The organism is Paraburkholderia steynii (assembly GCF_900100565.1).
Lineage (GTDB): Bacteria > Pseudomonadota > Gammaproteobacteria > Burkholderiales > Burkholderiaceae > Paraburkholderia > Paraburkholderia terrae.
In genome coordinates, this window is sequence record NZ_FNDI01000025.1 from 13,023 (window position 1) to 35,046 (window position 22,024).

A 22,024-nucleotide genomic window follows, 5' to 3' on the forward strand; every position below is an offset into this window, starting at 1 on the left:
CCGCCCCGCACAGGGGCGACGCATGAAGCACGATAACAAAACGCGGATGCCAGCAAAACCACAAGCAAACCAACCAGCCGTCGCAGACAAACCAGGTTCCACCCCGACCGCTCACCGCCAGGGCGCCATCGCCTGAAACACGCCGTCGCGCCTGACCAGCGCATGAAACAGCGCGGCCGCGAAATGCACGAGGATCAACGCAAAGAAGCACAACGCCAGGAACCGGTGCGCATTCCATAGCAGCGTGTGCAGTTCGTTGCTGTGCGGCAGTATCCACGGCAACTGGATGCCGGCCACAATCACGGGATACGCCGCTGCCGACAACATCCCCCAACCAATCAGCGGCAACGCGATCATCAACGCATAAAAAGCGAGGTGCGACAGATGAGCGGCGAGTTTCATCGGCTCGGGCATGTCCGGCGGAAGTCGCGGCGCGCCGCGCGTGAGTCGCACCACCAGACGGATCAGCGCGAGTATCAGGATCACGATGCCGAGCGGCTTGTGAATCGACACCAGCGTCAGATAGTCAGGCCGAACCGTCGACACCATGCCGACGCCGATGAACAGCATCGCCAGAATGCAGATCGCCATGATCCAGTGCAGCGCGCGCTGCAACGGTGTAAAGCGCTGGAGAGTCGGTGTCATGGCTTCGCTCCTTCGGCAGGCGTGTGCGGATAGTACTTGTCTTCGGCAGTCCGGCGATTGAACGAAACGGAATAGGCAGCCGAGCGCGCAGCGGGGAACGGATCGTCGGAAACATGCATGCCCGCCGGCAGGACGGTTGGATCGAAATTGAGGTCGCGGCAGGGGCCGTCGGGCTCGGGCTCGATCGCGCTGACCACCAGCGTGCCCGCTTCCACCTTGCGGCGGTCGTCCGGCCAGGCCTTGCTCGGGTCGGCCGTCGGGTCGCCCGGATTGGCGACGGTGACGATCATCGTCCAGCGTTGCGGCGCGCTCTGCACGCGTTGCGTGATGTCGGTTTCGAGGAAGTTCGCGGGACGCTGCTTGAGGACGTCGGGCGACACGGCCTCCGGCTTCGCCGCCGGCACGAATGACCAGCGCACGACCTGGTCCTGCCCCTGCGCATTCGTGAACACGAAGCTGTTGAGACTGTTGTACTGATCCTGCGCGAACGATCCCGTCCACGGTGCCGTCGTCGCCCACGCACCGAACGCGGCGAACTCGGGGTGCGCGGCGATGAACTGTTTCATCGCATCGGGATCGTCCTTTTTCGCCGATGCTTCGAGCAACGCATAGAACGCTTGCGGTGTCGCGACGGGGAAGAAGGGTGCGTCGATCATCGCGGAGCGCCATTCGGTTCCATCCGGCGCGACCACTCGCAGGCTCAGGCCGCGAATCCGCACGGTCGGGTCCGGCGCGTTCGGATCAGGCGTGGCGAGATTGAAGCGTCCCGTCACGCGCGACGAACCCTGCGCGAACATCGGCGCCTTCGACAACGCAGCCGCTGCTCCATTCGATTCGAATGTGCCCGTGAAGCAGATGCCCTTCGCGTGATTACGCCGGAAACCCAACGCAGGGCCGCCCGGCGGCGCCAGCGCGTTGACGATTTTCGGAGGTGTCAGCCGGCCAGGCGTGAGCCAGCCTGCCGTATACGCAAACGCAATCGCAACGACGCCGACGATGACCGCAATCAAGGCCAGTGAGCGCGCAGCGGATGCTTGTGAACCGGGTCTGTCAGCCATGGAAGCCTCGCTCGAGAGTTCTGCTGGCGACAATCTAGCAGCATCATAAAATTCGTGCAGAAGGGAGCGGAGCGGGCAAATCTGCGATAGGTGTCCACGAGGCAACACCGTGTATCTGTCCGCATGTCTACTGTCCCCATTCGAATCCGTCTAGCATGACGGCATGCTCAAACGAGCGCAGCGTGCTGCGTGACCATCATGGATACCATCAAGATCCTGCTTCAAACGACCATTCCTGCCGTCGCCGACGACTGGTCGATCGCCCGGTTCGGCCGCCTTGCCGAACTGCTGCGCAATCATCGCGATGCCGAGGGGCGCGCCGTATTCGACGTCGTCGCGAGAGACCGCGAGCAACCCGGAGAGCCGGACCCGGTGCTTTCGCGTCTGGATGAAACCGCGTTCGACGAGCTGTGGCTATTTGCCGTCGATAACGGCGATGGCCTGACACCCGAAGACTGCGAAGGCATCACGCGATTCCGGCAGGCGGGCCGTGGTCTGATGGTGACGAGAGATCACATGGATGTGGGCTGTTCGCTGTGCAGCCTGGGCGCAGTGGGCAAGGCACATCACTTTCATACCCGCAATGTCGATCCCGACGAGTCGCGATGCGTATGCGACGATCCGTTTTCCACGCATATTTCATGGCCCAATTTTCACTCGGGCGCGAATGGAGACTTTCAGCAAGTTGCGATCGTCGGGCCGACGCATCCCGTACTGACGAATGCCGACTCTCCAACGGGCGCGATTCGCTACCTGCCGGCTCACCCGCACGAAGGCGCCGTCGATGCGCCCGACGATGCATCAGCCCGCGTGATCGCGCGAGGCAACAGCAAGATCACAGGCAAGAGCTTCAATCTTGCCGTCGCCTTTGAACCGTCCAGCGACGGAGGGCCCGCTGTCGCGCAAAGCACGTTTCATCATTTTGCCGACTACAACTGGGACGCGCGGCTCGGTTGTCCGAGCTTCGTGGACGAGCCGCCAGGCAACGGGATGCAGACGGAGCAACAGGCGCTGCAGGACGCGCATCGATATGCGATCAATCTCGCGCTGTGGCTGGCAGGGAAAACGCCGCATTGATAGACCTCCGGGTGCCCGTCATTCTCTTTTTGTCTTCGGTTGTTCGGGCTTCTGCTGCGGGTCTTTTCCGCGTTGCGTTGGTGCCCTTGTGCAGGCGTCTGGGGGCGTTGCGTACGGCACGTCGTTGCAGCAACACGCGTAGACGGGAAAACCGTATGCGTTCGTGCGGATGATGGTGGTCGGCCCGTGTAGCGGGCATACCGCGTTCATGGTGCCTCCTAGAATTCATCGGTCGATTGTCTATCCTACTGCTGTTCGACGCGATGTTCACGTGGCGATTCGGCTTGTCCGCTCGAACCCTTAACGCCTGGAGCGTTCGCCAGGGGAAAAACCATCATCGGCAGAAGCAAGCCTTGCGAACGGCTCGTCGATCGCGGTCCCGGACGTGGGAAGATTCAACGCAAACCTTTAACGACGGGATAACGCTCACTCACGCAGCTTGCCCGGCCGCGTTCGCACGCCGCCGCCGCGTCCCCGTTGTCTTCGACACTTCCTCGACGGGCGCGGCATCGCTCGCCCGCTGCGCCTGATAGGACTCGCCCCATTCCCTGAGACTGATCAGCACCGGCGCAAGCGTCTCGCCGAACGGCGTCAATTCGTATTCGACCTTCGGCGGAACCTGAGGATAGACATGGCGCGCAACGATGCCGTCCGCTTCCAGCTCGCGCAGTTGCAGCGTCAACATGCGTTGCGTCGTGTTCGGCAGCAGCCGGGTGAGTTCCATGAAGCGCTTCTTTTCGTGCATCAGATGAAACAGGATCACCGGCTTCCACAAACCGCCGATTACCGAAAGCGTGACTTCGACGGCGCAGCCGCTCTTGCTGTCCAGGCGTTTGGGTCGCATGGCTTTTATACCTACATAATTGATAGTACCGGCGATAATTGTACCTTCTTGCGACAATCGACGTGCGACCTGACAATCACGACGTGGTCGCGCAACTTTCGCGACCTTGCGCGCCGGCCAACGTGCGCGACCGCCTTTTCGACGGCGATGCCGCATCGCGCATCGTCAGTCCGCCAATCGACTATCAGGAGTTGCTTCGATGAAAGCCATTACCTTGCGCCAGCCCGCCGGACTGGACAATCTCGTCCACGTGGAGCTTGCCGATCCCGGCGCGCCGGCGCCTGGCGAAATCCGCGTGCGCATTCACGCAAGTTCGCTCAACTTCCATGACCTGGGTGTCGTCACGGGGCGCATGCGCACGGATGACGGCCGCATTCCGATGTCCGATGGCGCGGGTGTCGTCGAAGCGATCGGCGAGGGCGTGACGGAATTCGCGGTCGGCGACGCCGTCGTATCGACGTTCTTTCCTTCTTGGCTCGACGGCGGCCCGACGCTGGCCGATTTCTCGACAACGCCGGGCGATGGCGTCGACGGCTACGCTCGCGAAAGCGTCGTGCGTCCCGCGCAATGGTTCACGCACGCGCCGCGCGGCTACAGCCACGCGGAGGCAGCGACGTTGACCACCGCCGGCCTGACCGCGTGGCGCGCGCTAGTCGTCGATTACGCGCTGAAAGCGGGCGACACGGTGCTCGTTCAGGGCACGGGCGGCGTCTCGATCTTCGCGCTGCAGTTCGCGAAGCAGATGGGCGCGACGGTGATCGCGACGTCGTCGTCCGACGAGAAACTGGCGAAGGCAAGCGCGCTCGGCGCCGATCACCTGATCAACTACAAGCGCGACACCGACTGGGCCGCGAAGGTACTCGAAATCACGGACGGCCGCGGTGTCGACAACGTGGTCGAAGTGGGCGGTCCGGACACGCTGGGGCAGTCGATCCAGGCTTGCCGGATCGGTGGTCATATCGCGTTGATCGGTGTATTGACGGGACTGGCCGGGCAGGTGCCGACGGCTGAACTGATGCGTCGTCAGCAGAAGCTGCAGGGGCTGATTGTCGGCAGCCGGAGGCATCAGATCGACATGATCCGTGCGATCGATGCAAACGGAATCAAGCCGGTGATCGACAGCACGTTCGCGCTCGGCGAGATCGCCGACGCGTTCCGCCATCAGGCGGCGGGCAAGCATTTCGGCAAGGTTTGCCTGGCGGTTTGACGCGGGCGGCGGTAGCGGTCGGGCGCCGTGGGCGATCTTCTCCTTTCAGGTGAAGATCGCGACAGGTCAATAGTAAAGCCAGCGTCCGTATTCCGGCGACCAGTACCAGCGGCCAGCATACGGCGTCGGCTGGTATTCGCCGCCCCAGGCAGCGGATGGCGCGTAGTAGGCGTACGGACGGGCGGCCACGCTGGTTGGCCGCTGCACGTAGCCATAGGCTTGCGGCGGAGGCTGCATCGCTACGGGCGGCGGCGCGTACTGAGTTCGCGGTCGCGCGTACTGCGGCTCGGTCGTGTAGACCTGGGCTGTACGTGGCATGACCGCGTCGTCGCCATCGTCATCAGCGAATTCTTCGGGCGGCATTGCACTCTGTTGTTGCGCGCGTCCCGTAGACCGCACGATGCCGGCATTTCTCGGCGGAGCGCTTGAGCGTTGCACCGGTTGCGGGTTCTGCAGCGAGTCGGTATCCGTCCAGGCGTCGGCTGTCGCGACTGGAGAGCGACGAGCAACCGGCTTTGGTGGCGCGATGCGAGTGCTGCTGGATGCGGGAGCTTGCGTGCCTGGCTGTTCCCCAAGTGGCTTCGACGTGACGGGCACCTCTTGCACGGTCTCGATATCGCTTGTCTCGCTGTAGACGTGTTTGATGTCGAGGATGGGTTTGCGAGCAGGCTCAACCGTCGGTTTCTGCGCCCGCGCTTCGGTTGCGGGCGGCGTCGTGGCGGCAGTACTCTTTGCAGCGGCCTCGCGCGCGAGTTCCTCTTTCGCTGCCTTGTAGCCGCGATCGTAGGCCGCCTTCACTTCCCGGTCCTGGGCCTCGGCGTCGTCGGCCGCGTTGTACGCGTGGGATGATGCCGAAAACAGGAAACCTGTGGCGAGAAACGCGCCGGTCAACGTCTGCCTCAAGCGTGCGTCCATGAGGCCTCCCTTTATGGTTATTGATAGGGAATCATCGTACAACGTCTCCAGCGACAAAAAAACGCCAGCGATGCCATTGCGTGCGCTTCCCAACTGAACCTTCAACCGCATGCATTTGCAACGGAAACATCACGCGGCGATATGCGTGCGTTGCGCGCGGTCTCATGCCTCGTGGGATGAGCATCACACGTAGCGTCAGCGCCGCTATGGAGGCAGACGCTATGGCTTGCTCCAGACCAGCCTCCAGCACATGAGAAAGGTACCCTTGGCGTCCCTTGAAACCGCTCCTTCGGCCGTACACGCGGCGCCGGGAAGCGCGGGGCCGAATTGGGCGACCTCTCTATCGGCGTCGGCGAGTGCATCGGCGGGCACCCGTCCCCAGATGGACAGGCTGGCCAGTACGCCGGCACAGCCGACCAGGATAATCAGCGAACGTTTCAATCGGGCGGGGCGGCTGGCAATAAGGTCGATTCGCATCGGGAGGCTCTCTCAGGCGGGGCTTATGAGCGCTCTTATCGGCATCGGCTGTCAAAAGAATAGATCCCGCTTCAATTATTTTTTTCGGGCCAGATTGTTGGCGTTTTTGAAGCGGGTAGTTGAGGGTTTCAGTTGCCAGCAACGGGTTCCCGTCGAGCGTTCCGGCGCAGCATATCGGCGGGCACGCCGAACGTTCGGACAAACGCGCGGCGCATGCGCTCCCGATCCGCAAAACCCGTTTCCTGCGCCACGACGTTGATCGTGTGCCGGCCCTGTTCGATCATGAATCGGGCGGCTTCCAGCCGTAGCTGCTCCACGGCCTTGGCGGGCGACTGACCGGTCTCGGCCACGAACGCGCGGCTGAACTGGCGAGGGCTGAGGTTCGCCACAGCCGCAAGCTCCTCGACGGTCAGCGGATTGCGCAGGTTCCGGCGGATGTGCGCCAGCACCAGTTCGATCCGATCGGACTTTGGCGTCATGTCGAGAAGCGCGGAATGTTGCAACTGCCCACCCAGCCGACGCTGATTCATGACCAGAAGCCTCGCGACCATTTTCGCGGTCTCGGGACCGAGATCGTTATCGATCAACGCCAGAACGAGATCGATACCGGCCGTCATGCCGGCCGAGGACCAGATGGGACCGTCATTGACGAAAATCCGGTCTTCTTCCGTGATGACTTCCGGGAAGCGGGCCCTGAATTCAGACGCGTGGGCCCAATGCATGGTCGCGCGCCGGCCATTCAACAGTCCGGCCTCGGCGAGTACGAATGCGCCGCTGCAGATCGAGGCAATCCGTCTCGATGCTTTGGCTGCCTCCTGAACGAACGCGATCACTGCGGCGTCGGACGATGGCATTTTCATTTCGGTGATCGAACCCACGATGACCGTATCGAAAGCCGGATCGCCGAAGGGTTCGGTTTCGAGTGTCATGCCGCCCGAAGAACGGACGGGACCGCCACGGGCAGACAGCACATGGACGTCGTAGCACGGACCCGCCGGCGGCAGGTTCGCGATCTCGAACGCTGTTAGCGCCGCAAGACTCATCATCTGAAATCGTTGCGGCACGATAAAGCCAATCCGATGCATATCTATTCCTGAGGTCCGGCGCGCTCGCCTGACCGCGCATTAGCGACATTCCACGGCCGCACTCGCGGACTCTTTCTCGATGCAGCGAGCCTCGCACGTCCGTGCGACGCGCGTCATGAATGGTGGCAACAACGACATAGATCGTAAAGGGCGGAGGCGATAAGGTACAAGCACTTCATCATCTGTCTCGCACCAGCGAAAGGAACACCATCATGTCGAAGATCATCCGGGCCGCAGCCGTTCAGATCGCGCCCGTTCTCTACAGCCGGGAAGGCACCGTCGATAAGGTCGTCAAGAAAATTCTGGAACTCGGCAAGCAGGGCGTCCAGTTTGCAACCTTCCCTGAAACTGTCGTTCCGTACTATCCGTACTTCTCGTTCGTCGAATCTCCGTTTGCGATGGGAGCCGAACATTACAAGCTTCTCGATCAGGCAGTGGTCGTGCCGTCCGAGACGACGCGTGCAATTGGCGAAGCGGCGCGTCAGGCAAAAATGGTGGTGTCGATCGGCGTCAATGAACGCGACGGCGGCACGCTCTACAACACGCAACTGCTGTTCGATGCCGACGGCACCCTCGTGCAACGCCGCCGCAAGCTCTCGCCGACCTATCACGAGCGTATGGTCTGGGGAATGGGCGACGGTTCAGGTCTGCGCGCGATCGATACCGCCGTGGGCCGCGTCGGTCAGCTCGCCTGCTGGGAGCACTACAACCCGCTTGCGCGCTATGCGCTGATGGCCGATGGCGAGGAAATCCATTCGGCGATGTATCCGGGTTCGTTTGCTGGAGATCTGTTCTCCGAGCAGATCTCCATCAACATCCGCCAGCATGCGCTGGAGGCGGGCGCCTTCGTTGTCAACGCGACAGCGTGGCTGACTCCCGAACAACAGCAGCAGATTCTGAAAGATACGAATACCACCCAGGTCGGCCCGATCTCGAGCGGCTGTTTCACTGCAATCGTTTCGCCCGACGGTGAATACATGGGCGGTGCGCCGCTGCGCGAAGGAGAGGGCGAGATCATCGCAGACCTCGATTTCTGGCAGATCGACAAGCGCAAACGCATGATGGATTCGCGTGGCCATTACAGCCGACCGGACGTGCTCGGGCTGGTGATCGACCGTACGCCGAAGACTCACGTCATCGAGCGCTCGCTGCGCGCGCCTGGCGAAGAGCCTGTCAGGGATCTCGAAGTACTCGCCTGAGCCAAGGCTCGTGAGGTCATGCGCGCATGAGGCGCGCAATTCGACCACTCGAATTTGCACCGTTATCAAGGAGTAGCAGAAATGAACTTCAACGATGTCATGCTGGAGCGCAACGCCAGATTCGCCGAGACCGAGTTCGCGCCTGAACTGAAGATGCTTCCGTCGACGGGGACGGTTGTCGTCGGTTGCGTCGATCCGCGTGTCGATCCCGTGAACGTGCTGGGGTTGAAGCAAGGCGAAGCGGCCGTGATCCGGAACGTCGGCGGGCGCGTCAACAAATCGTTGCTCGAAACGCTGGCGGTGTTGAGCGTCGTCGCGGCATCGGCGGGACGCCCGGATGGTGCGCGCAATCTCGTGCTGCTCCAGCACACCGATTGCGGGATCATCGGCTGTCACCGGCATGCGCCCGCATTGCTCGCCAAGCATCTCGATGTCGAGACGGACGCGCTCGATGATCTCTCGATCACCGAGCCCTACAAGGCGGTCGCGCTCGATGTCGCGGCGCTCAAGGCAAACAAGGCGCTGCCCGATGGTTTGGTGGTGTCAGGTCTTGTCTACGACGTTAAAACCGGCAAGATCGAAACCGTCGTCCCGCCGGCACCTTTGCGGGCGCCCGCCGCTTGACGGCGGCGTATCGGTCATCGTACACGGCAGGTGCGGTCAATCCGGTTTCGAAGTCGCGCGATCGTCTGGCAGCAACGCTTGCGCGACGCCTTCCGAAAATCGCATTGACCGGCCGTCGATCAACAGTCGTTCCGCATCCGCTGGATCGCGCGCTATGTCAGGCAATCCATGCGCGACGAGCGCGCGAGCGCAGCCGATCCAGTCGCCGTGTTCAACCCCGGCAGGTTCATTGATCGAAGCCCACGACAACGTGCCCAGCACGTCAGCACCGAAGCCATGTGTCTCTCGCCAACTTGCTCCATGCGCAAGCAGGAACGCGGTCAATTCGGCATCGCCCCGAAGCACGGCATGGTTCAGCGCCGTCGCGTCCCAATCGCCGCCGCGCGCAGCAATCAGCCAGCCGAGTTCGACCATGACCTTGATCGCGTCGCCCGATCCCCACGCGGCTGTATCCGGCAATAGCCGCAACTGATCCGCCGGCAGCGAACGAGGAAGATCAGGACGCCGTGCCTGAATGCGACGCGCTTCACTGGCATCGGCGCGCGCACAGGCCGCTACGAACTCGTCCTCGGCGGTGATTGAGTCGTTTGCCCCGGCGGCGTGCAACAGGTCCGCGACCTCGCGCAGGCCTGTTTGCATCGCCAGTCGCCAGGCGCTGACGCCACCGGGCGTGCGCGCCTGCGGATCGGCACCGGCGGCGAGGAGGGCGGCGATATGACGAGCCGATCGTCGCACGGCGATGGCGCGCAGCAGCGGCGGTCCCCACGTCGTCGTCGGACCTGCTGCAACGGGTTCATTCGGATCGCCGCCATGTGCCAGCAGCAGTTCCAGTGCAACAGGGTTCGGCATGTCGAGCGCCCGACGCAGCGCATTCGTTCCGCCGACGCGCGCGCCATGCTGCAGCAGCAAGCGTGTGCAAGCAGGCTCTTCCAGCGAGTGATAAAGCGATTCGCCGTCGTTGGGATTCGCGCCTGCCGTGAGCAGCATCTCCGTCAGAACGGTATCGCGGTTGACGCCCGCTGCGCCGTAGAGCGCGGACAGTGGTTCCGACTCGTGGGGCGACGCCAGTGAAGCGGGCGGGTACCGGTTGCCGATACGCTGATTGGGATTGGCGCCCGCCTGAAGCAGAAACCGCGCGCACTCGCGTAGCCGTTCAGCGAACTGCGGCAGTTGTCCCAGGCGCGAATGCGTGACGGCGACGAGCGGCGGAAGATTCAGCGGTCCGTCCGGCCGATTGATCCAGTCCGGATCGGCTGAGACTGCGCGGGTTATCACGTCGAGCTGTCCCGCAGCGCACGCCACCGACACATCCGCTGAAGGCAAGCCGGGATGGTCGCGCAACAACTGCGCCGCGACGCGCGGCCTCGCGGCGTCGTATCCGCCGACGACGTCACCGCCGTAAGCAAGGCCAAGCCAGTGGCGAATCAAATCCTGCTGCTCGCGCTGCACGGCACGCGTTTCGACATACAGGCGAAGCTCTGCCCATGAAGCGAAGCCGTACTCGCGCGCGATGCACGACTGCGCGTCGTGCAGACGCAATCCGAGTGCGATGACGTCGTCAGGCGTTCGATGCGCGGCAGCAGGAAGGTTGTCGATGAAGCGCGAAGTAGCCGTTGCATCGCCATCGCGATAGAGGCGGAGCAGTTCTTTCGCCTGCTTCTTCAGATGGTCGAGATTGGCCCTGGAAGGCAGCGTATTCATTGCGGATCCTCGTGCATTGGAGGCTGTCGGTCCGCAACACCGCCTGCACAAAGGATGGTGAGATAACGCATTGGCTATCGCAGGTGAGTTCAACTCTTTCCGCGGACCCGGAAGCGGCCTGTACCGCTGACGAGATGCTAGGAGAAGACGGGCGGCGCCGTCAACTCCCACGCACATGCACGGATCTATTCCTGCGGAGGCAGCAGCGCCAGAAGCAGACGCCGCAACTCCAGCGATTCCCGCTGTGTCAGCCTCGCCGTGAGAATGCGCTCGACTTCCTCGACACGCGGACGCAAGGTCGCAAGCTGCTTCTTGCCGTCCGCGGTGAGAAACAGCACATAACTGCGCTTGTCGACGGGATCGTCGGACCGTTCGATCAGGCCATTGCGCACCATGCGCGCGACGAGATCGGCGATCGTCGAACGGTCCACGTCGAGTTCATCGCCGAGTTGCCGTTGGTTGACGCCGGGTGTTTTATGCAAGATCTCGAGCGCCGCATACTGGACGCTCGTGACCTCGGCGGAGACTTCGCTGAGCCATACCGCTACGTGGCGCTGCTGGGCGCGGCGCACGAGACTGCCCGTAAATTTCGAGAGCGCTTCGGGGTTGTCGTGTCTGGTCGGCAATTTCGCAGTTTCGGAACGGGTTAGCGCATGCGGAATATCGGCTGGAAGAAGGCCTTCAGTTCCGTGTATGCATCGAGTGGAAGAACATGCGCGACGTATTGATCCGGACGGACCACGACGAGCGCGCCCCGTTCGCGATCGATGCCGCGCGCGTCGAAGATATCAGTCGCTGCGTCGCTCGTAAATGTTTTCTCGTAGTCGATGAGGCCGTAGCGTCCCTTGCGCGGCAGCAACAGCGCGGGCAGGTCGTCGAGACGCACTTCGCGATGCGGCTGCTGCAGCACCGCGCGCAGATCGAACACGCTATCCACATCGGCATCCTCTGGCGTGGTGAGCCGCAACACGGAATCGGGCGATGTAGCGAGATGCTCGCACAGTGCATCGAGCGCAGTCCGTTTCGCGTCCGCGAACGCGTACAGGCGCCAGCGGCCGTCCGCGGATGCCGCGTGTCCGAGATGGACAGGCTTTGCATCGGCGACACGAACGACGGGCGATGAATGAAAACGCGTGCCGATCACGAAACCGCTGGCGAGCGCCTGATGCGTCGCTTCGCCTGTCAGCACACCCGGCCGGTAATGCGTTGCGACGCCCGCCGTATATCGGCCCGCGCGAACGAAATAGGCTTGCAGTTCAGCCGGATCGACGCCGCCAGCCTCGGGCCGGTTGGGATCTTTCGGCGGCGCGGCCATCATCGCCGACCATTCCTTGTCGAAGTCGATCAACTCCTGCGCGATGGGCTGACGTTCGTCGGAATACGTGCGCAACAGATCGGCGTCGCTGCGTCCTTGCAGCACCGCGCCGAGCTTCCAGCCGAGATTGAAGCCGTCCTGCATCGACACGTTCATGCCCTGGCCGGCCTTCGCGCTATGCGTATGACAGGCGTCACCCGCGATGAACACGCGCGGGGCGCGAGACGTGCCGTCGGCGGCGAGGGCGTCGTCGAAGCGGTCGGTCAGGCGCTGTCCCACTTCATACACGGAGAACCACGCGACTTCCTTCGCATCGAGGGTATAAGGATGCAGGATATGCCGAGCCGTCTCGATGATGTGATCGACGGTGGTCTGTTTGAGGCTGTCGCGATTCTCGGGCGTGACCTCGCCCAGATCGACGTAGAAGCGCACCAGGTATCCGCCTTCGCGCGGAATGATGAGCAGATTGCCCTTGCTCGCAGACTGAATGGCGGCTTTCAGGCGGATGTCCGGGAAGTCCGTGACGGCGAGCGCGTCCATCACGCCCCACGCATGGTTGGCGGCATCGCCGCGCAGCGTTTGTCCGATGGCCGTACGCACGCGGCTGCGGGAGCCGTCGCAACCCACGACGTAGCGCGCACGTACAGTGATTTCCTCATCCAGTCTCGCTTCATCCGTGCGGCGCAAGGTCACGCGCACGGGGTAGTCGCCGGTATCGTCGCGCTGCACGTCGACCAGTTCCAGATCGTAGTCCGGTTCGAGCCGCTGCGCGGAGCGACGCATCACATCGAGCAGATAGTCCTGCACGCGCGCCTGATTGACGATCACATGCGGAAACTCCGACATACCTGTTTCGGTATCCTGAACACGGCCGGTACGCTTGATGGCGCCACGATCCTTTGCATCCGGGCGCCAGAAAACGGTTTCGTTGACCCAATACGCTTCCCGCTGCAAGCGGTCGCTGAGGCCGAACGCATTGAACATCTCGACAGTGCGGCACGCGACACCGTCCGCCTGTCCCATCTGCAACGGTCCTGAGCGCCGCTCGACAATGCGCGTGCGGATGGTCGGGAACTGCGAGAGTTGTGCTGCCAGCACGAGTCCCGCAGGACCGCTTCCGACGATCAGCACATCGACCGTGTCGGGCATCTCGACGTGAGGCGCGTTGTCGGCAGCCGGCTCGATGGTCGGATCGCCGACGCGGAAACCGTTGAGATGAAATTGCATGGTGTCTTCCTCCAGGGTGTGCGTGTCATCGTGATGCCGAATATACTCCGTACACCAACCAGTTCAAAGCACTTCGTGCGGCAGTGGATGTTTACCCTGGACTGAGGATTTCGAAAGCGTGGCCCTGGCCGCGTCCGAAAAAGCTGCCTATATCAGGCACGCGGACGCCGCAGCGAGGTATCTGGCGCCATATCGGGTAAAACCCTAAGTCCTATTCCGCGCGACCGCCGACTCTGCTATAAATTGCGCTCCGTAGCTGATGACGTTTTAGCACGGCGATTTCTTGCAAGATTGGCAAGGTTCAGCGGGACCGTTTGAAAGGAATGGCATGGCGCGCGTAGTTGTGGTGGGCAGCATCAACATGGATATGGTGGTCGTCACCGACACGTTTCCCCGTCTGGGCGAGACACTGTTCGGCACGGGCTTTTCGACGAGCCCTGGCGGCAAAGGCGCGAATCAGGCCGTCGCGGCGGCTCGACTTGGCGCGCAGGTGACGATGGTTGGCCGGGTAGGCGCCGACGCCTTCGGTGAAGACATGAAGGCGACGCTCGTGCGTGAAGGCGTGGACGTGCGTTACGTCACGACGGCGCGCCAGGCGACGGGTATCGCATCGATCACGCTGACGGGTGGCGACAACGCGATCGTCGTCGTGCCGGGTGCCAACTCTGAACTGTCGCCCGACGATATCGACCGCGCCGCCGATGCATTCGAGCAAGCCGATGTCGTGCTGGCCCAACTCGAGGTGCCGTACGCGACCGTCCTGCATGCAGCGCGCCGCGCCCGCGCGCTCAACAAGCCGTTCTTTCTGAACCCGGCTCCCGCCGTCGCGCTAAGCGACGAACTGCTGGATCTCGTCACGCTGCTTACGCCCAACCAGCATGAACTCGCGACTGCCTTGCAAACGAGTGAAGCGCAGTGGGCCGACGAACTCGCGCGACGTCCCGGCCAGATCGCGATGACGCGTGGCGAGGACGGCGTGTGCTACGCAGACATGGACGGCAAGCTCGTGTACCAATCCGGCTTCGCGGTCGATGCGGTCGATACGACGGGCGCCGGCGACACGTTCAACGGCGCACTCGCGGCCTTCTGGAGTCTCGGGATCGGCGAGGCGGTACGTCGCGCCAATGCTGCGGCAGCGCTGTCCGTCACGCGCGCAGGCGCGCAAGGCGGCATGCCGACGCTCGCCGAACTGGACACGTTTCTCGAAGCTCAATCATGAAAAAGCTTGGACATCTGAATCGCGATATCGCGCGCGTGCTGGCATCGATGGGCCATACCGACAGCCTCGTGATTGCCGACTGCGGTCTGCCGATTCCCGAAGGCGTGGAGTGCATCGACGTATCGCTTGCGCTCAACGTGCCGGGTTTCTTCGACGTGCTCGACAGTGTGCTCGCCGATTTCAAGGTCGAACGCGCGGTGTTTGCGAGCGAGAGCGCCGAACACAACGCGGCTGTCGTGGAGCGCATTGCACAGATGGCGTCCAGCAAGATTGAAGTCGAACAGGTGCCGCACGAGACGTTCAAGCAGCGCTCGCGCGAGGCCAAAGCCATTATCCGCACGGGCGAGTGCAGTCCTTACGCGAATGTGATCTTGCATTCCGGCGTCATCTTCTGAGAGGCACACCATGGAAGTGTTGATGCAGGGCATCGGCAAGGCCTTCGGACCGGTACGCGTGCTCGAGGACGTCGATTTTCACATCAGCGCGGGCGAGATCCACGCGCTGATGGGTGAAAACGGCGCCGGCAAATCGACGCTAATGAAGATTCTGTGCGGGGTCTATCAGGCCGACGCTGGCAAGATCCTGATCGATGGCCGCGCCGCGCAGATTCGCAACACGGTCGAGGCCGAACATGCCGGCATCGCGATCATCCACCAGGAACTGAACCTCATCCCGCAACTGACGGTGATGGAGAACCTCTTTCTGGGCCGCGAACCCAGCCGGTTCGGGATCGTCGACAACGCGAAGATGCGTCGCGAGGCACGCAAGTGGCTCGACATGGTTGGCGCGCGCGACATCGATCCGCAGACGGAAGCGGGGCAACTGTCGATCGGCCGCCAGCAACTCGTCGAAATCGCAAAGGCGCTTTCACTGGATGCGCGCGTCGTCGTGATGGATGAGCCGACGGCCGCGCTCACCAATCGCGAGATCGACACGCTGTTCGAGATCATGCTGTCGCTGAAGGCTCGCGGCGTCGCGATCGTCTATGTCTCGCACCGGATGGAAGAGATCTTCCGCATCTGCGACAAGATCAGCGTCCTGCGCGATGGTCACTTCGTCGGCGAACGCGCGATCAGGGACACGAATTTCGATGAGATCGTCAGGCTGATGGTGGGGCGCGAACTCGGCGAGCGTTTCCCGAAGCGGCAACACAAGCCCGGCGCGGTACGCTTGCAGGTCAAAGGTCTCGCGGATCACGGCAACATCTCCAACATTTCGTTCGACGTACGTGCGGGCGAAGTGCTCGGCATCGCCGGATTGATGGGGGCGGGGCGCAGCGAAATTCTCAGAACGCTGTTCGGCGCCAACCGCAAGACGGCGGGAACGGTCACGCTGGATGGCAAGCCGCTCGAAGTGCGCGATGCGTCCAGTGCCATCGCGGCGGGCATCGGCTTCGTCACGGAAGACCGTAAAGGGCAGGGGCTCGTGCTGGGTATGTCCGTGCGCGAGAACGCGACACTCGTCCATCTCGAGAGCTATGCAAGGCTTGGTTTCGTCGACAGCAAGGCCGAGCGCCAGGCGGTCGATGGTCTGATCGAGCAGTTGCGCGTGCGCACGCGGGATGCCGAACTGGACGTGAAGTCACTGTCGGGCGGCAATCAGCAGAAGGTGGTTTTCGCCAAGTGGCTTGCGCGACCGCCCAAGGTGCTGTTGCTCGACGAGCCGACGCGCGGCGTCGACGTGGGCGGCAAGGCCGAAATCTACACGATCATCAATCAGCTGGCGGAGCGCGGCGTCGCAATCGTCATGGTGTCGTCGGAGCTTCCCGAGGTCCTTGCGATGAGCGACCGCATCCTCGTCATGCATCAAGGTCGTCAGAGCGGCCTGTTCGATGCGGAAGGCGCAACGCAGGAACTCATCATGACGGCAGCGGCGGGCGGCAATGCGGCGCCTGTTTCGGTTGCTGCATAGACACCCCACAACCTGATTCATGACGGCAGCGCGATTGGCAGCGCGCCGTGCATCCCAATTGAACGGTCCTGTCGCTGGCGACAGGAAAACACGCGAGACACATCATGGCGCAACTGAGCATCACACCGACCAACCGCGCGACGCTGCAGAAGCTTGGGCCGTTTATCGCCCTGCTTGTCATTGCGGTGGGACTCTCTATCGTCAGTCACAATTTTCTGACCGTCGACAATCTGCTGAACGTGATGCGTCAGGCGTCGATCAATGCGCTGATCGCGTTCGGCATGACGTTGGTGATTCTGCTGGGCGGCATCGATCTCTCTGCGGGTTCTGTGCTGGCGCTGTCGTCCGTCATCATCGCGAGCCTTCTGACGTCGGGTATGCCGGCAGGTCTTGCGACGCTCGCCGGACTCGTTGCGGGCGGCCTGATGGGCCTCGTAAATGGGCTCGTGATCAGCAAAGGCAAAGTCGCGCCGTTTATCGCGACGCTTGGATCAATGACGGTACTTCGCGGACTGGCATTGGTCCTGTCGAACGGCAGCCCGCTCAGCAGCTTCAACAGTGATTTCTTCTCGCTGCTGGGCGGCGGCTACATCGCGCGCCTCGTGCCGATTCCCGTCGTGCTCATGCTCGTCATGTTCGCGATCTTCTGGGTGGTGCTGCGCAAGACCGTGTTCGGCCGCCACATCTATGCGACGGGCGGCAACGCTGAATCGGCAAAGCTCTCGGGCGTGAAGGTCGATCGCATTCAACTCTACGTGTACACGATCTCGGGCGTCATGGCCGCGCTCGCGGGCGTCGTGCTGACTTCCCGCCTGAACTCCGCACAGCCGACGGCGGGCACCGGCTATGAACTCGATGCCATCGCCGCCGTCGTGCTCGGTGGAACGAGTCTGACGGGCGGACGCGGCTGGATTTTCGGCACGCTCGTTGGCGCATTGCTGATCGGCGTTCTGAACAACGGTCTGAATCTGCTGGACGTTTCGTCCTTCTATCAGCAGGTCATCAAGGGCGGCGTGATCCTGCTCGCCGTGCTGATCGATCGCGGCAACAAGAAGGCGTGACGCAGATTGACGAGGGAAGGGCGTAGGCCCTTTCCCTATAGCTTTATCGATTACCGATTGCTGGACAGCAAAACCCAGTTTCACCACACAAGGAAGAAGAGGAAGACAATGCAGAAACCCGTTTCGCCGCGGTTCTCGAAGCTTTTCGCCGCGCTGTGCGCAAGCACGCTGATGGCCGGTCTGGTTGCGTGCTCGAAGGAAGGTCCGGCGACGTCGGCAGACGCCGGAGCCAGCGCGGCATCGGCACCCGCTGCAAACGCCGCGATCACGGTCGGTCTGTCGATTTCGACGCTGAACAATCCGTTTTTCGTCTCGCTGCGTAAAGGCGCGGAAGACGAAGCCGCAAAAGACGGCGTGACGCTGATCACCGTCGATGCGCAGAACGATCCCGCGAAGCAGCAGGCGAGCGTTGAAGACCTGATCGAAAAGAAAGTCAGCGTGATCCTGATCAACCCGACCGATTCGTCGGCCGTGGCGAACGTCGTCAAGGAAGCGACCAGCAAGGGCATCAAGGTCATCTCGCTCGACCGGAGCGTGAACGGCGCGGATGTCAGCTCGCACATCGCCTCGGACAATAAGGCCGGCGGCAAGATGGCGGCTGAGTTCCTCGCGGACAAGCTGGGCGGCAAGGGCAATATCGTCGAGCTTCAGGGCATTCCGGGCTCGTCGGCGGCGAATGAGCGTGGTGCCGGCTTCGACGACGAAGTGACGGCGAAGGGCGGCGTGAAGATCGCGACGAAACAGCCTGCCGACTTCGACCGTGCGAAGGGTCTTTCGGTGATGGAGAACATCATCCAGAGCAACAAGGACATCCAGGGCGTGTTCGCACAGAACGACGAAATGGCGTTGGGCGCAGTGAAGGCGTTGCAGGCTGCGGGTCTGAAGAACGTGGCGGTGGTCGGCTTCGACGCAACCAGCGACGCCATCACGGCAGTCAAGGGCGGCCAGATGTCGGCGACCGTGCAGCAGCAGCCGGAGCTGATTGGCCAATATGGTGTGCAGACGGCGAAAAAGCTGGTCGATGGCCAGTCGGTCGACAAGTTCATCCCGGTACCGCTGAACCTCTACAAGCAGTAAGTTCTCATCTGTCCCTTCCCGTAGTACCATCAGGCGCACAGGACTCACGTCGCTGTGCGCCTGCCTCTGCCTCCGATCGAGATTGGCCGGCGAATCCCCGACGAAGTTGTATCGTACGCACGCACCGCTCACCGAAGCGGTGCGCTCGCGCTTGACTCATTGACCTGCAGGAAGCCCGCGTGACTCAGTTCGAGCGTCTGACCATCGACGACATTGCCCGCCTCGCGAAGGTTTCCCGTACTACCGCCAGCATGGTGCTCAACGGCTATGCCGAGCGCTACCGGATATCCGCGGCGACCGTCGAACGAGTGTTGCAGGTCGCAAAGGACCATCACTTCACGCCGTCGCAGTCGGCGCGGGCGTTGCGCACCCGACGCAGCAATACGATCGGTCTGGTGATTCCCGACTTGACCAACTCTGCGCACGCGGCGCTCGCACAGGCGATGGAATGGCAGTGCCGCGAACGCTATCAATATCAGCTCGTTCTTGTCACCAGCGATGAAAACCCGACACGCGAGACGGAGGGGATTGCGCACCTCGTGTCTCATCAGGTCGATGGCCTGATCGTGGTGCCATGCACGGGGGATGCGAAGCGCTACGAGAAATGGATGAAGCGTCTGCCTCTCGTGTTTGCCGATCGTCGCGTCGAGTCGAGCAGCATTCCGTACGTCGTCACCGATGCGGTTGAAACGGTTGCGACACTGGTCGGCGAGAGCATTGCGCGAGGCGCGCGTGAGGTGGTGTATCTGGGCGGTCAACCAGAGTTGTCCGCAAGTCGCGATCGTCTGGCTGGATACCGGCAGGCGCTTCGTCAGCATGGTCTCGAAGAGCAACCGGACTGGGTGTTCGAGCGAGACTACCAGCGTGAATCGGGCTACGAGTTGATGAAGTCATGGTTCGCTGAACACCAGCGATATCCGCAAGCGCTGTTCGCAGGCTCGATTACGTTGCTCGAAGGCGTTCTGCAGTTTATGAACGATGCGCATCAACTGGCGCAGGCGCCAGGCCAACTGATGACGTTCGATGATCACAAGCTGCTCGACTGTTTGCCTTTCAAGATCGACGCGATCATCCAGGACAGCGCGCAACTGGCTGAGCACAGTCTGCGTTGCGTGTTTTCTCTGCTTGAGGGTGACGGCGCGCCGGACTCGCGGCTGGTGCCGGCACGGATTCGATATCGTAGGTCGGGTGGATGAGTTGTTGCCGCGCGTGGCTTGTTAGTGCGCCATCCATGCTATCAGGCCCTATTTTTTAAAATTCGATTTTACGTTGATAATTTATCTTATGTAAAATCACAAACGCAGCCTGTAGACGGCCAATTCCCCGCTTTCAGTTCACACGTCCTTCAGCCGCCATTGAGGCCCGAGGCGCATTCCACGACCCGTCGAAGCATTTCTGCAGCCAGTCGTTCGCCCAGTCGGTCGCATACTGGATAGCATCCTGGCGAAGATCGAAACCCGCCAGATCACCGCTCACATGGATGAACGATTCTCCGTCCGGCAGCGGCCCACTGATCATCGCGTGAGCCATGTATTCGCCATCGGCGCGACGCGGCGTAGGGTCTATTCGGAACACTGCAGGATCGAAATGCATACGACGCTCCCATCGCGCGTTGCGCGAATATAAAGTTCTCTTTCAGTGAAGTTGTACCGTGCGTGTCGTGGATGCAGCCGAACCAAATACGCTAAGCCTCGATCGTCAATCGAAGCACACCACGATCGCTATCACAGGCGATCACTTCCGGGACGCGCGATGAAACCATCGAACACTGCGGACCATCGGATTCTCACACCTCGGCATCCCAGATGGTTCGACCCGACGGACACGCATCAATGAGATGTTCGGCATAAGCCGTCGACGCCCTTCTCGCATCGCCGATGTTTTCAAAGCCGCGTTCAACCTTGAGTTGAAAAACACGGCTGCGCCCTTCCACTTCCTTCTGCCCTGGTTCGTTGATCCGGACAGCGGCATCGAAGCCCTGATCGTAGCTGTGACCCGTTCCCGACATGGTGCGTTGACGCGGATAAACGAGCAGACGAACTTCAAGTCCCCTGTATAGATATGCAGCGGCTTCCATGAGACACCTCTGTTGCCGCGATGTGCGGCGAAGATTATGCAGGTGGGACGAGCGCGGACCAGACGGCCGCATCACGATCGACGCACACGCGACTGTCGGGCGACAGCGTTGCGGTGCATTCAGGCGGGCGATATAACCGAAATGAGAACCGAAATGAGCGCGAGGTGCGAGGACTCAGTCCATCGTACGCGCATTAGTGCATTTGTACAGTGAAACTTTGCTTTCCGAACCGCTTGAAGCGGGCGTTTCCGGTAGCGGCCGATGCCCGCCGGAATGCGCAGCGCAAGGACCACGCGTGGAGTACCATGGCGCGGCAACCCATCAATCCGTCAGCTCATCGGACGCCACCCACGCGGGTCTTTCACTCATCAGGCTCAGATGAACAACTTCACCGGCAAGGCGCTGGCGGGCTTCCTGAACGAACCTGAATTGCTCGATAACTGGTTGGACCAGCATCTTCCCGTTTCGTTGAGGCGAGGCCTCACGACAGAAGCCGAGATGCGCAGTCAGTTCGCTGGGTTCATGGAAGTTTTTCTCGACACGCTAAGGTCGAGCGACACGCTTGACGCAAACCGTCCCGAGTGGGAGCCCGTGCGTGTGCGCCTGTGCGAGATATCGGAGCAGCGCACGAGGCAAGGCTTCACGCCCGTCGAAACCGCGGCGTTTGTGTTTTCGCTGAAGCATCCGCTCTATACGCAATTGCGCGTGGCGTTCGGCGATGACATGACCGCGCTCGCAGACGCCAACTGGTCCATCAATCTGCTGCTGGACGCGCTGGGCCTCTATACGACAGAAGTCTTCCAGCGCAGCCGTGAAGCAACCATCGCCCGGCAACGTGAAGAACTGCTCGAACTGTCGACACCCGTCGTAGAGCTGTGGGAAGGTATCCTCGCGCTGCCGCTCGTCGGCACGCTCGATTCGGCGCGCACCCAGGTCGTGATGGAAAACCTGCTGCAGAGAATCGTCGAAACGGGTGCCGCCGTCGCGATCATCGACATCACGGGTGTGCCGACCGTAGACACCCTCGTTGCGCAACACCTGATGAAAACGGTGGCGGCCGCGCGATTGATGGGAACGGACTGCATCATCAGCGGTATTCGCCCGCAGATTGCACTGACAGTCGTGCATCTTGGCGTCGATCTGTCCGGCATCACGACTCGCGCGTCGCTTTCCGATGCATTCGTCGTCGCGCTGCGCATCGCGCAGGCGACCAGCACCGGCATCACGGCGCGCAACGCTTAACGGCGGCCTGACCCGCGACAACATCAAGCAACCTCTTCTCGCTGCAACAACCTGCGCCCGATC

Annotated in this window: 21 protein-coding genes; 11 read left to right on the plus strand and 10 right to left on the minus strand. The window is 62.0% G+C overall.

Going from position 1 to position 22,024, the window contains the following annotated elements; genetic code table 11:
- Positions 1-111: 111 nt before the first annotated feature.
- Positions 112-645, minus strand: coding sequence for a cytochrome b (locus BLT65_RS33755; RefSeq protein ID WP_042314441.1), 534 nt, complete (start codon positions 643-645; stop codon positions 112-114).
- On the minus strand, positions 642-1,703 hold the full coding sequence (locus tag BLT65_RS33760) for a catalase family peroxidase (protein WP_091786422.1): 1,062 nt from the start codon (positions 1,701-1,703) through the stop codon (positions 642-644). The genes BLT65_RS33755 and BLT65_RS33760 overlap by 4 nt, the downstream gene beginning before the upstream one ends.
- Before the next feature lie 198 nt (positions 1,704-1,901).
- Here BLT65_RS33760 and BLT65_RS33765 point away from each other — a divergent pair, with 198 nt between their 5' ends.
- On the plus strand, positions 1,902-2,780 hold the full coding sequence (locus BLT65_RS33765; protein WP_091786425.1) for a hypothetical protein: 879 nt from the start codon (positions 1,902-1,904) through the stop codon (positions 2,778-2,780).
- A 430-nt stretch (positions 2,781-3,210) separates the two neighbouring features.
- Here the strand turns inward: BLT65_RS33765 and BLT65_RS33775 are convergent, their stop codons facing one another.
- Complete coding sequence (locus tag BLT65_RS33775; RefSeq protein ID WP_042314444.1) at positions 3,211-3,624, minus strand: winged helix-turn-helix transcriptional regulator; 414 nt, start codon at positions 3,622-3,624, stop codon at positions 3,211-3,213.
- A 199-nt stretch (positions 3,625-3,823) separates the two neighbouring features.
- On the opposite strand from BLT65_RS33775, the gene BLT65_RS33780 reads away from it, so the two are divergent.
- Complete coding sequence (locus BLT65_RS33780) at positions 3,824-4,831, plus strand: zinc-dependent alcohol dehydrogenase family protein (protein ID WP_091786429.1); 1,008 nt, start codon at positions 3,824-3,826, stop codon at positions 4,829-4,831.
- Between the two features lie 66 nt (positions 4,832-4,897).
- Here the strand turns inward: BLT65_RS33780 and BLT65_RS33785 are convergent, their stop codons facing one another.
- Together BLT65_RS33785 and BLT65_RS33795 are read right to left on the minus strand one after the other, a co-directional pair.
- A complete protein-coding gene (locus BLT65_RS33785; protein WP_091786432.1) occupies positions 4,898-5,746 on the minus strand; it encodes a hypothetical protein in 849 nt (282 codons plus the stop codon).
- A 605-nt stretch (positions 5,747-6,351) separates the two neighbouring features.
- The gene (locus BLT65_RS33795; protein WP_091786434.1) at positions 6,352-7,308 is read right to left on the minus strand and encodes a GlxA family transcriptional regulator; all 957 of its coding nucleotides are present in this window, start codon (positions 7,306-7,308) and stop codon (positions 6,352-6,354) included.
- Between the two features lie 212 nt (positions 7,309-7,520).
- Here BLT65_RS33795 and BLT65_RS33800 point away from each other — a divergent pair, with 212 nt between their 5' ends.
- Both BLT65_RS33800 and BLT65_RS33805 read left to right on the plus strand, forming a co-directional pair.
- Positions 7,521-8,507, plus strand: a complete 987-nt coding sequence (locus BLT65_RS33800) for a nitrilase-related carbon-nitrogen hydrolase (protein ID WP_042314449.1) — start codon at positions 7,521-7,523, stop codon at positions 8,505-8,507.
- An 81-nt stretch (positions 8,508-8,588) separates the two neighbouring features.
- Positions 8,589-9,131, plus strand: a complete 543-nt coding sequence (locus tag BLT65_RS33805; RefSeq protein ID WP_091786437.1) for a carbonic anhydrase — start codon at positions 8,589-8,591, stop codon at positions 9,129-9,131.
- A gap of 36 nt (positions 9,132-9,167) precedes the next feature.
- Here the strand turns inward: BLT65_RS33805 and BLT65_RS33810 are convergent, their stop codons facing one another.
- The 3 genes from BLT65_RS33810 to BLT65_RS33820 all read right to left on the minus strand — a co-directional run bounded on the left by BLT65_RS33810 (position 9,168) and on the right by BLT65_RS33820 (position 13,374).
- Positions 9,168-10,832, minus strand: a complete 1,665-nt coding sequence (locus BLT65_RS33810; protein ID WP_091786440.1) for an ankyrin repeat domain-containing protein — start codon at positions 10,830-10,832, stop codon at positions 9,168-9,170.
- Positions 10,833-11,017: 185 nt separating this feature from the next.
- Positions 11,018-11,458 (minus strand): MarR family winged helix-turn-helix transcriptional regulator, encoded by a 441-nt coding sequence (locus BLT65_RS33815; RefSeq protein WP_091786443.1) that lies wholly within the window; start codon positions 11,456-11,458, stop codon positions 11,018-11,020.
- 20 nt (positions 11,459-11,478) lie between these two features.
- Positions 11,479-13,374: an FAD-binding monooxygenase gene (locus BLT65_RS33820; RefSeq protein WP_091786446.1), complete on the minus strand. Its 1,896-nt coding sequence runs from the start codon at positions 13,372-13,374 to the stop codon at positions 11,479-11,481.
- A 328-nt stretch (positions 13,375-13,702) separates the two neighbouring features.
- Here BLT65_RS33820 and rbsK point away from each other — a divergent pair, with 328 nt between their 5' ends.
- The 6 genes from rbsK to BLT65_RS33850 all read left to right on the plus strand — a co-directional run bounded on the left by rbsK (position 13,703) and on the right by BLT65_RS33850 (position 19,838).
- Positions 13,703-14,593, plus strand: a complete 891-nt coding sequence (gene rbsK, locus BLT65_RS33825) for a ribokinase (protein WP_091786450.1) — start codon at positions 13,703-13,705, stop codon at positions 14,591-14,593.
- Entirely contained in the window at positions 14,590-14,988 is a 399-nt protein-coding gene (rbsD, locus tag BLT65_RS33830; protein ID WP_035989742.1) for a D-ribose pyranase, read from the plus strand. The genes rbsK and rbsD overlap by 4 nt, the downstream gene beginning before the upstream one ends.
- Positions 14,989-14,998: 10 nt before the next feature.
- The gene (locus BLT65_RS33835) at positions 14,999-16,504 is read left to right on the plus strand and encodes a sugar ABC transporter ATP-binding protein (RefSeq protein WP_091786453.1); all 1,506 of its coding nucleotides are present in this window, start codon (positions 14,999-15,001) and stop codon (positions 16,502-16,504) included.
- A 104-nt stretch (positions 16,505-16,608) separates the two neighbouring features.
- Complete coding sequence (locus BLT65_RS33840; RefSeq protein ID WP_091786456.1) at positions 16,609-17,565, plus strand: ABC transporter permease; 957 nt, start codon at positions 16,609-16,611, stop codon at positions 17,563-17,565.
- 108 nt (positions 17,566-17,673) lie between these two features.
- Positions 17,674-18,642: a ribose ABC transporter substrate-binding protein RbsB gene (rbsB, locus tag BLT65_RS33845; RefSeq protein ID WP_091786459.1), complete on the plus strand. Its 969-nt coding sequence runs from the start codon at positions 17,674-17,676 to the stop codon at positions 18,640-18,642.
- A 179-nt stretch (positions 18,643-18,821) separates the two neighbouring features.
- Positions 18,822-19,838, plus strand: coding sequence for a substrate-binding domain-containing protein (locus BLT65_RS33850; protein ID WP_042314458.1), 1,017 nt, complete (start codon positions 18,822-18,824; stop codon positions 19,836-19,838).
- A gap of 133 nt (positions 19,839-19,971) precedes the next feature.
- Here BLT65_RS33850 and BLT65_RS33855 read toward each other — a convergent pair whose 3' ends face one another.
- Together BLT65_RS33855 and BLT65_RS33860 are read right to left on the minus strand one after the other, a co-directional pair.
- Entirely contained in the window at positions 19,972-20,235 is a 264-nt protein-coding gene (locus tag BLT65_RS33855; protein WP_042314459.1) for a hypothetical protein, read from the minus strand.
- Positions 20,236-20,428: 193 nt separating this feature from the next.
- The gene (locus tag BLT65_RS33860) at positions 20,429-20,719 is read right to left on the minus strand and encodes a hypothetical protein (protein WP_042314460.1); all 291 of its coding nucleotides are present in this window, start codon (positions 20,717-20,719) and stop codon (positions 20,429-20,431) included.
- Positions 20,720-21,097: 378 nt separating this feature from the next.
- Here BLT65_RS33860 and BLT65_RS33865 point away from each other — a divergent pair, with 378 nt between their 5' ends.
- The gene (locus BLT65_RS33865; RefSeq protein ID WP_091786462.1) at positions 21,098-21,961 is read left to right on the plus strand and encodes an STAS domain-containing protein; all 864 of its coding nucleotides are present in this window, start codon (positions 21,098-21,100) and stop codon (positions 21,959-21,961) included.
- The last annotated feature ends 63 nt before the right edge of the window (positions 21,962-22,024 follow it).

Bases quoted from the DNA above. Each gene is read 5' to 3' on its own strand.
- BLT65_RS33755 (WP_042314441.1), bottom strand. From the start codon at position 645: ATGACACCGACTCTCCAGCGCTTTACACCGTTGCAGCGCGCGCTGCAC.
- BLT65_RS33760 (WP_091786422.1), bottom strand. From the start codon at position 1,703: ATGGCTGACAGACCCGGTTCACAAGCATCCGCTGCGCGCTCACTGGCC.
- BLT65_RS33765 (WP_091786425.1), top strand. From the start codon at position 1,902: ATGGATACCATCAAGATCCTGCTTCAAACGACCATTCCTGCCGTCGCC.
- BLT65_RS33775 (WP_042314444.1), bottom strand. From the start codon at position 3,624: ATGCGACCCAAACGCCTGGACAGCAAGAGCGGCTGCGCCGTCGAAGTC.
- BLT65_RS33780 (WP_091786429.1), top strand. From the start codon at position 3,824: ATGAAAGCCATTACCTTGCGCCAGCCCGCCGGACTGGACAATCTCGTC.
- BLT65_RS33785 (WP_091786432.1), bottom strand. From the start codon at position 5,746: ATGGACGCACGCTTGAGGCAGACGTTGACCGGCGCGTTTCTCGCCACA.
- BLT65_RS33795 (WP_091786434.1), bottom strand. From the start codon at position 7,308: ATGCATCGGATTGGCTTTATCGTGCCGCAACGATTTCAGATGATGAGT.
- BLT65_RS33800 (WP_042314449.1), top strand. From the start codon at position 7,521: ATGTCGAAGATCATCCGGGCCGCAGCCGTTCAGATCGCGCCCGTTCTC.
- BLT65_RS33805 (WP_091786437.1), top strand. From the start codon at position 8,589: ATGAACTTCAACGATGTCATGCTGGAGCGCAACGCCAGATTCGCCGAG.
- BLT65_RS33810 (WP_091786440.1), bottom strand. From the start codon at position 10,832: ATGAATACGCTGCCTTCCAGGGCCAATCTCGACCATCTGAAGAAGCAG.
- BLT65_RS33820 (WP_091786446.1), bottom strand. From the start codon at position 13,374: ATGCAATTTCATCTCAACGGTTTCCGCGTCGGCGATCCGACCATCGAG.
- rbsK (WP_091786450.1), top strand. From the start codon at position 13,703: ATGGCGCGCGTAGTTGTGGTGGGCAGCATCAACATGGATATGGTGGTC.
- rbsD (WP_035989742.1), top strand. From the start codon at position 14,590: ATGAAAAAGCTTGGACATCTGAATCGCGATATCGCGCGCGTGCTGGCA.
- BLT65_RS33835 (WP_091786453.1), top strand. From the start codon at position 14,999: ATGGAAGTGTTGATGCAGGGCATCGGCAAGGCCTTCGGACCGGTACGC.
- BLT65_RS33840 (WP_091786456.1), top strand. From the start codon at position 16,609: ATGGCGCAACTGAGCATCACACCGACCAACCGCGCGACGCTGCAGAAG.
- rbsB (WP_091786459.1), top strand. From the start codon at position 17,674: ATGCAGAAACCCGTTTCGCCGCGGTTCTCGAAGCTTTTCGCCGCGCTG.
- BLT65_RS33855 (WP_042314459.1), bottom strand. From the start codon at position 20,235: ATGCATTTCGATCCTGCAGTGTTCCGAATAGACCCTACGCCGCGTCGC.
- BLT65_RS33860 (WP_042314460.1), bottom strand. From the start codon at position 20,719: ATGGAAGCCGCTGCATATCTATACAGGGGACTTGAAGTTCGTCTGCTC.
- BLT65_RS33865 (WP_091786462.1), top strand. From the start codon at position 21,098: ATGAACAACTTCACCGGCAAGGCGCTGGCGGGCTTCCTGAACGAACCT.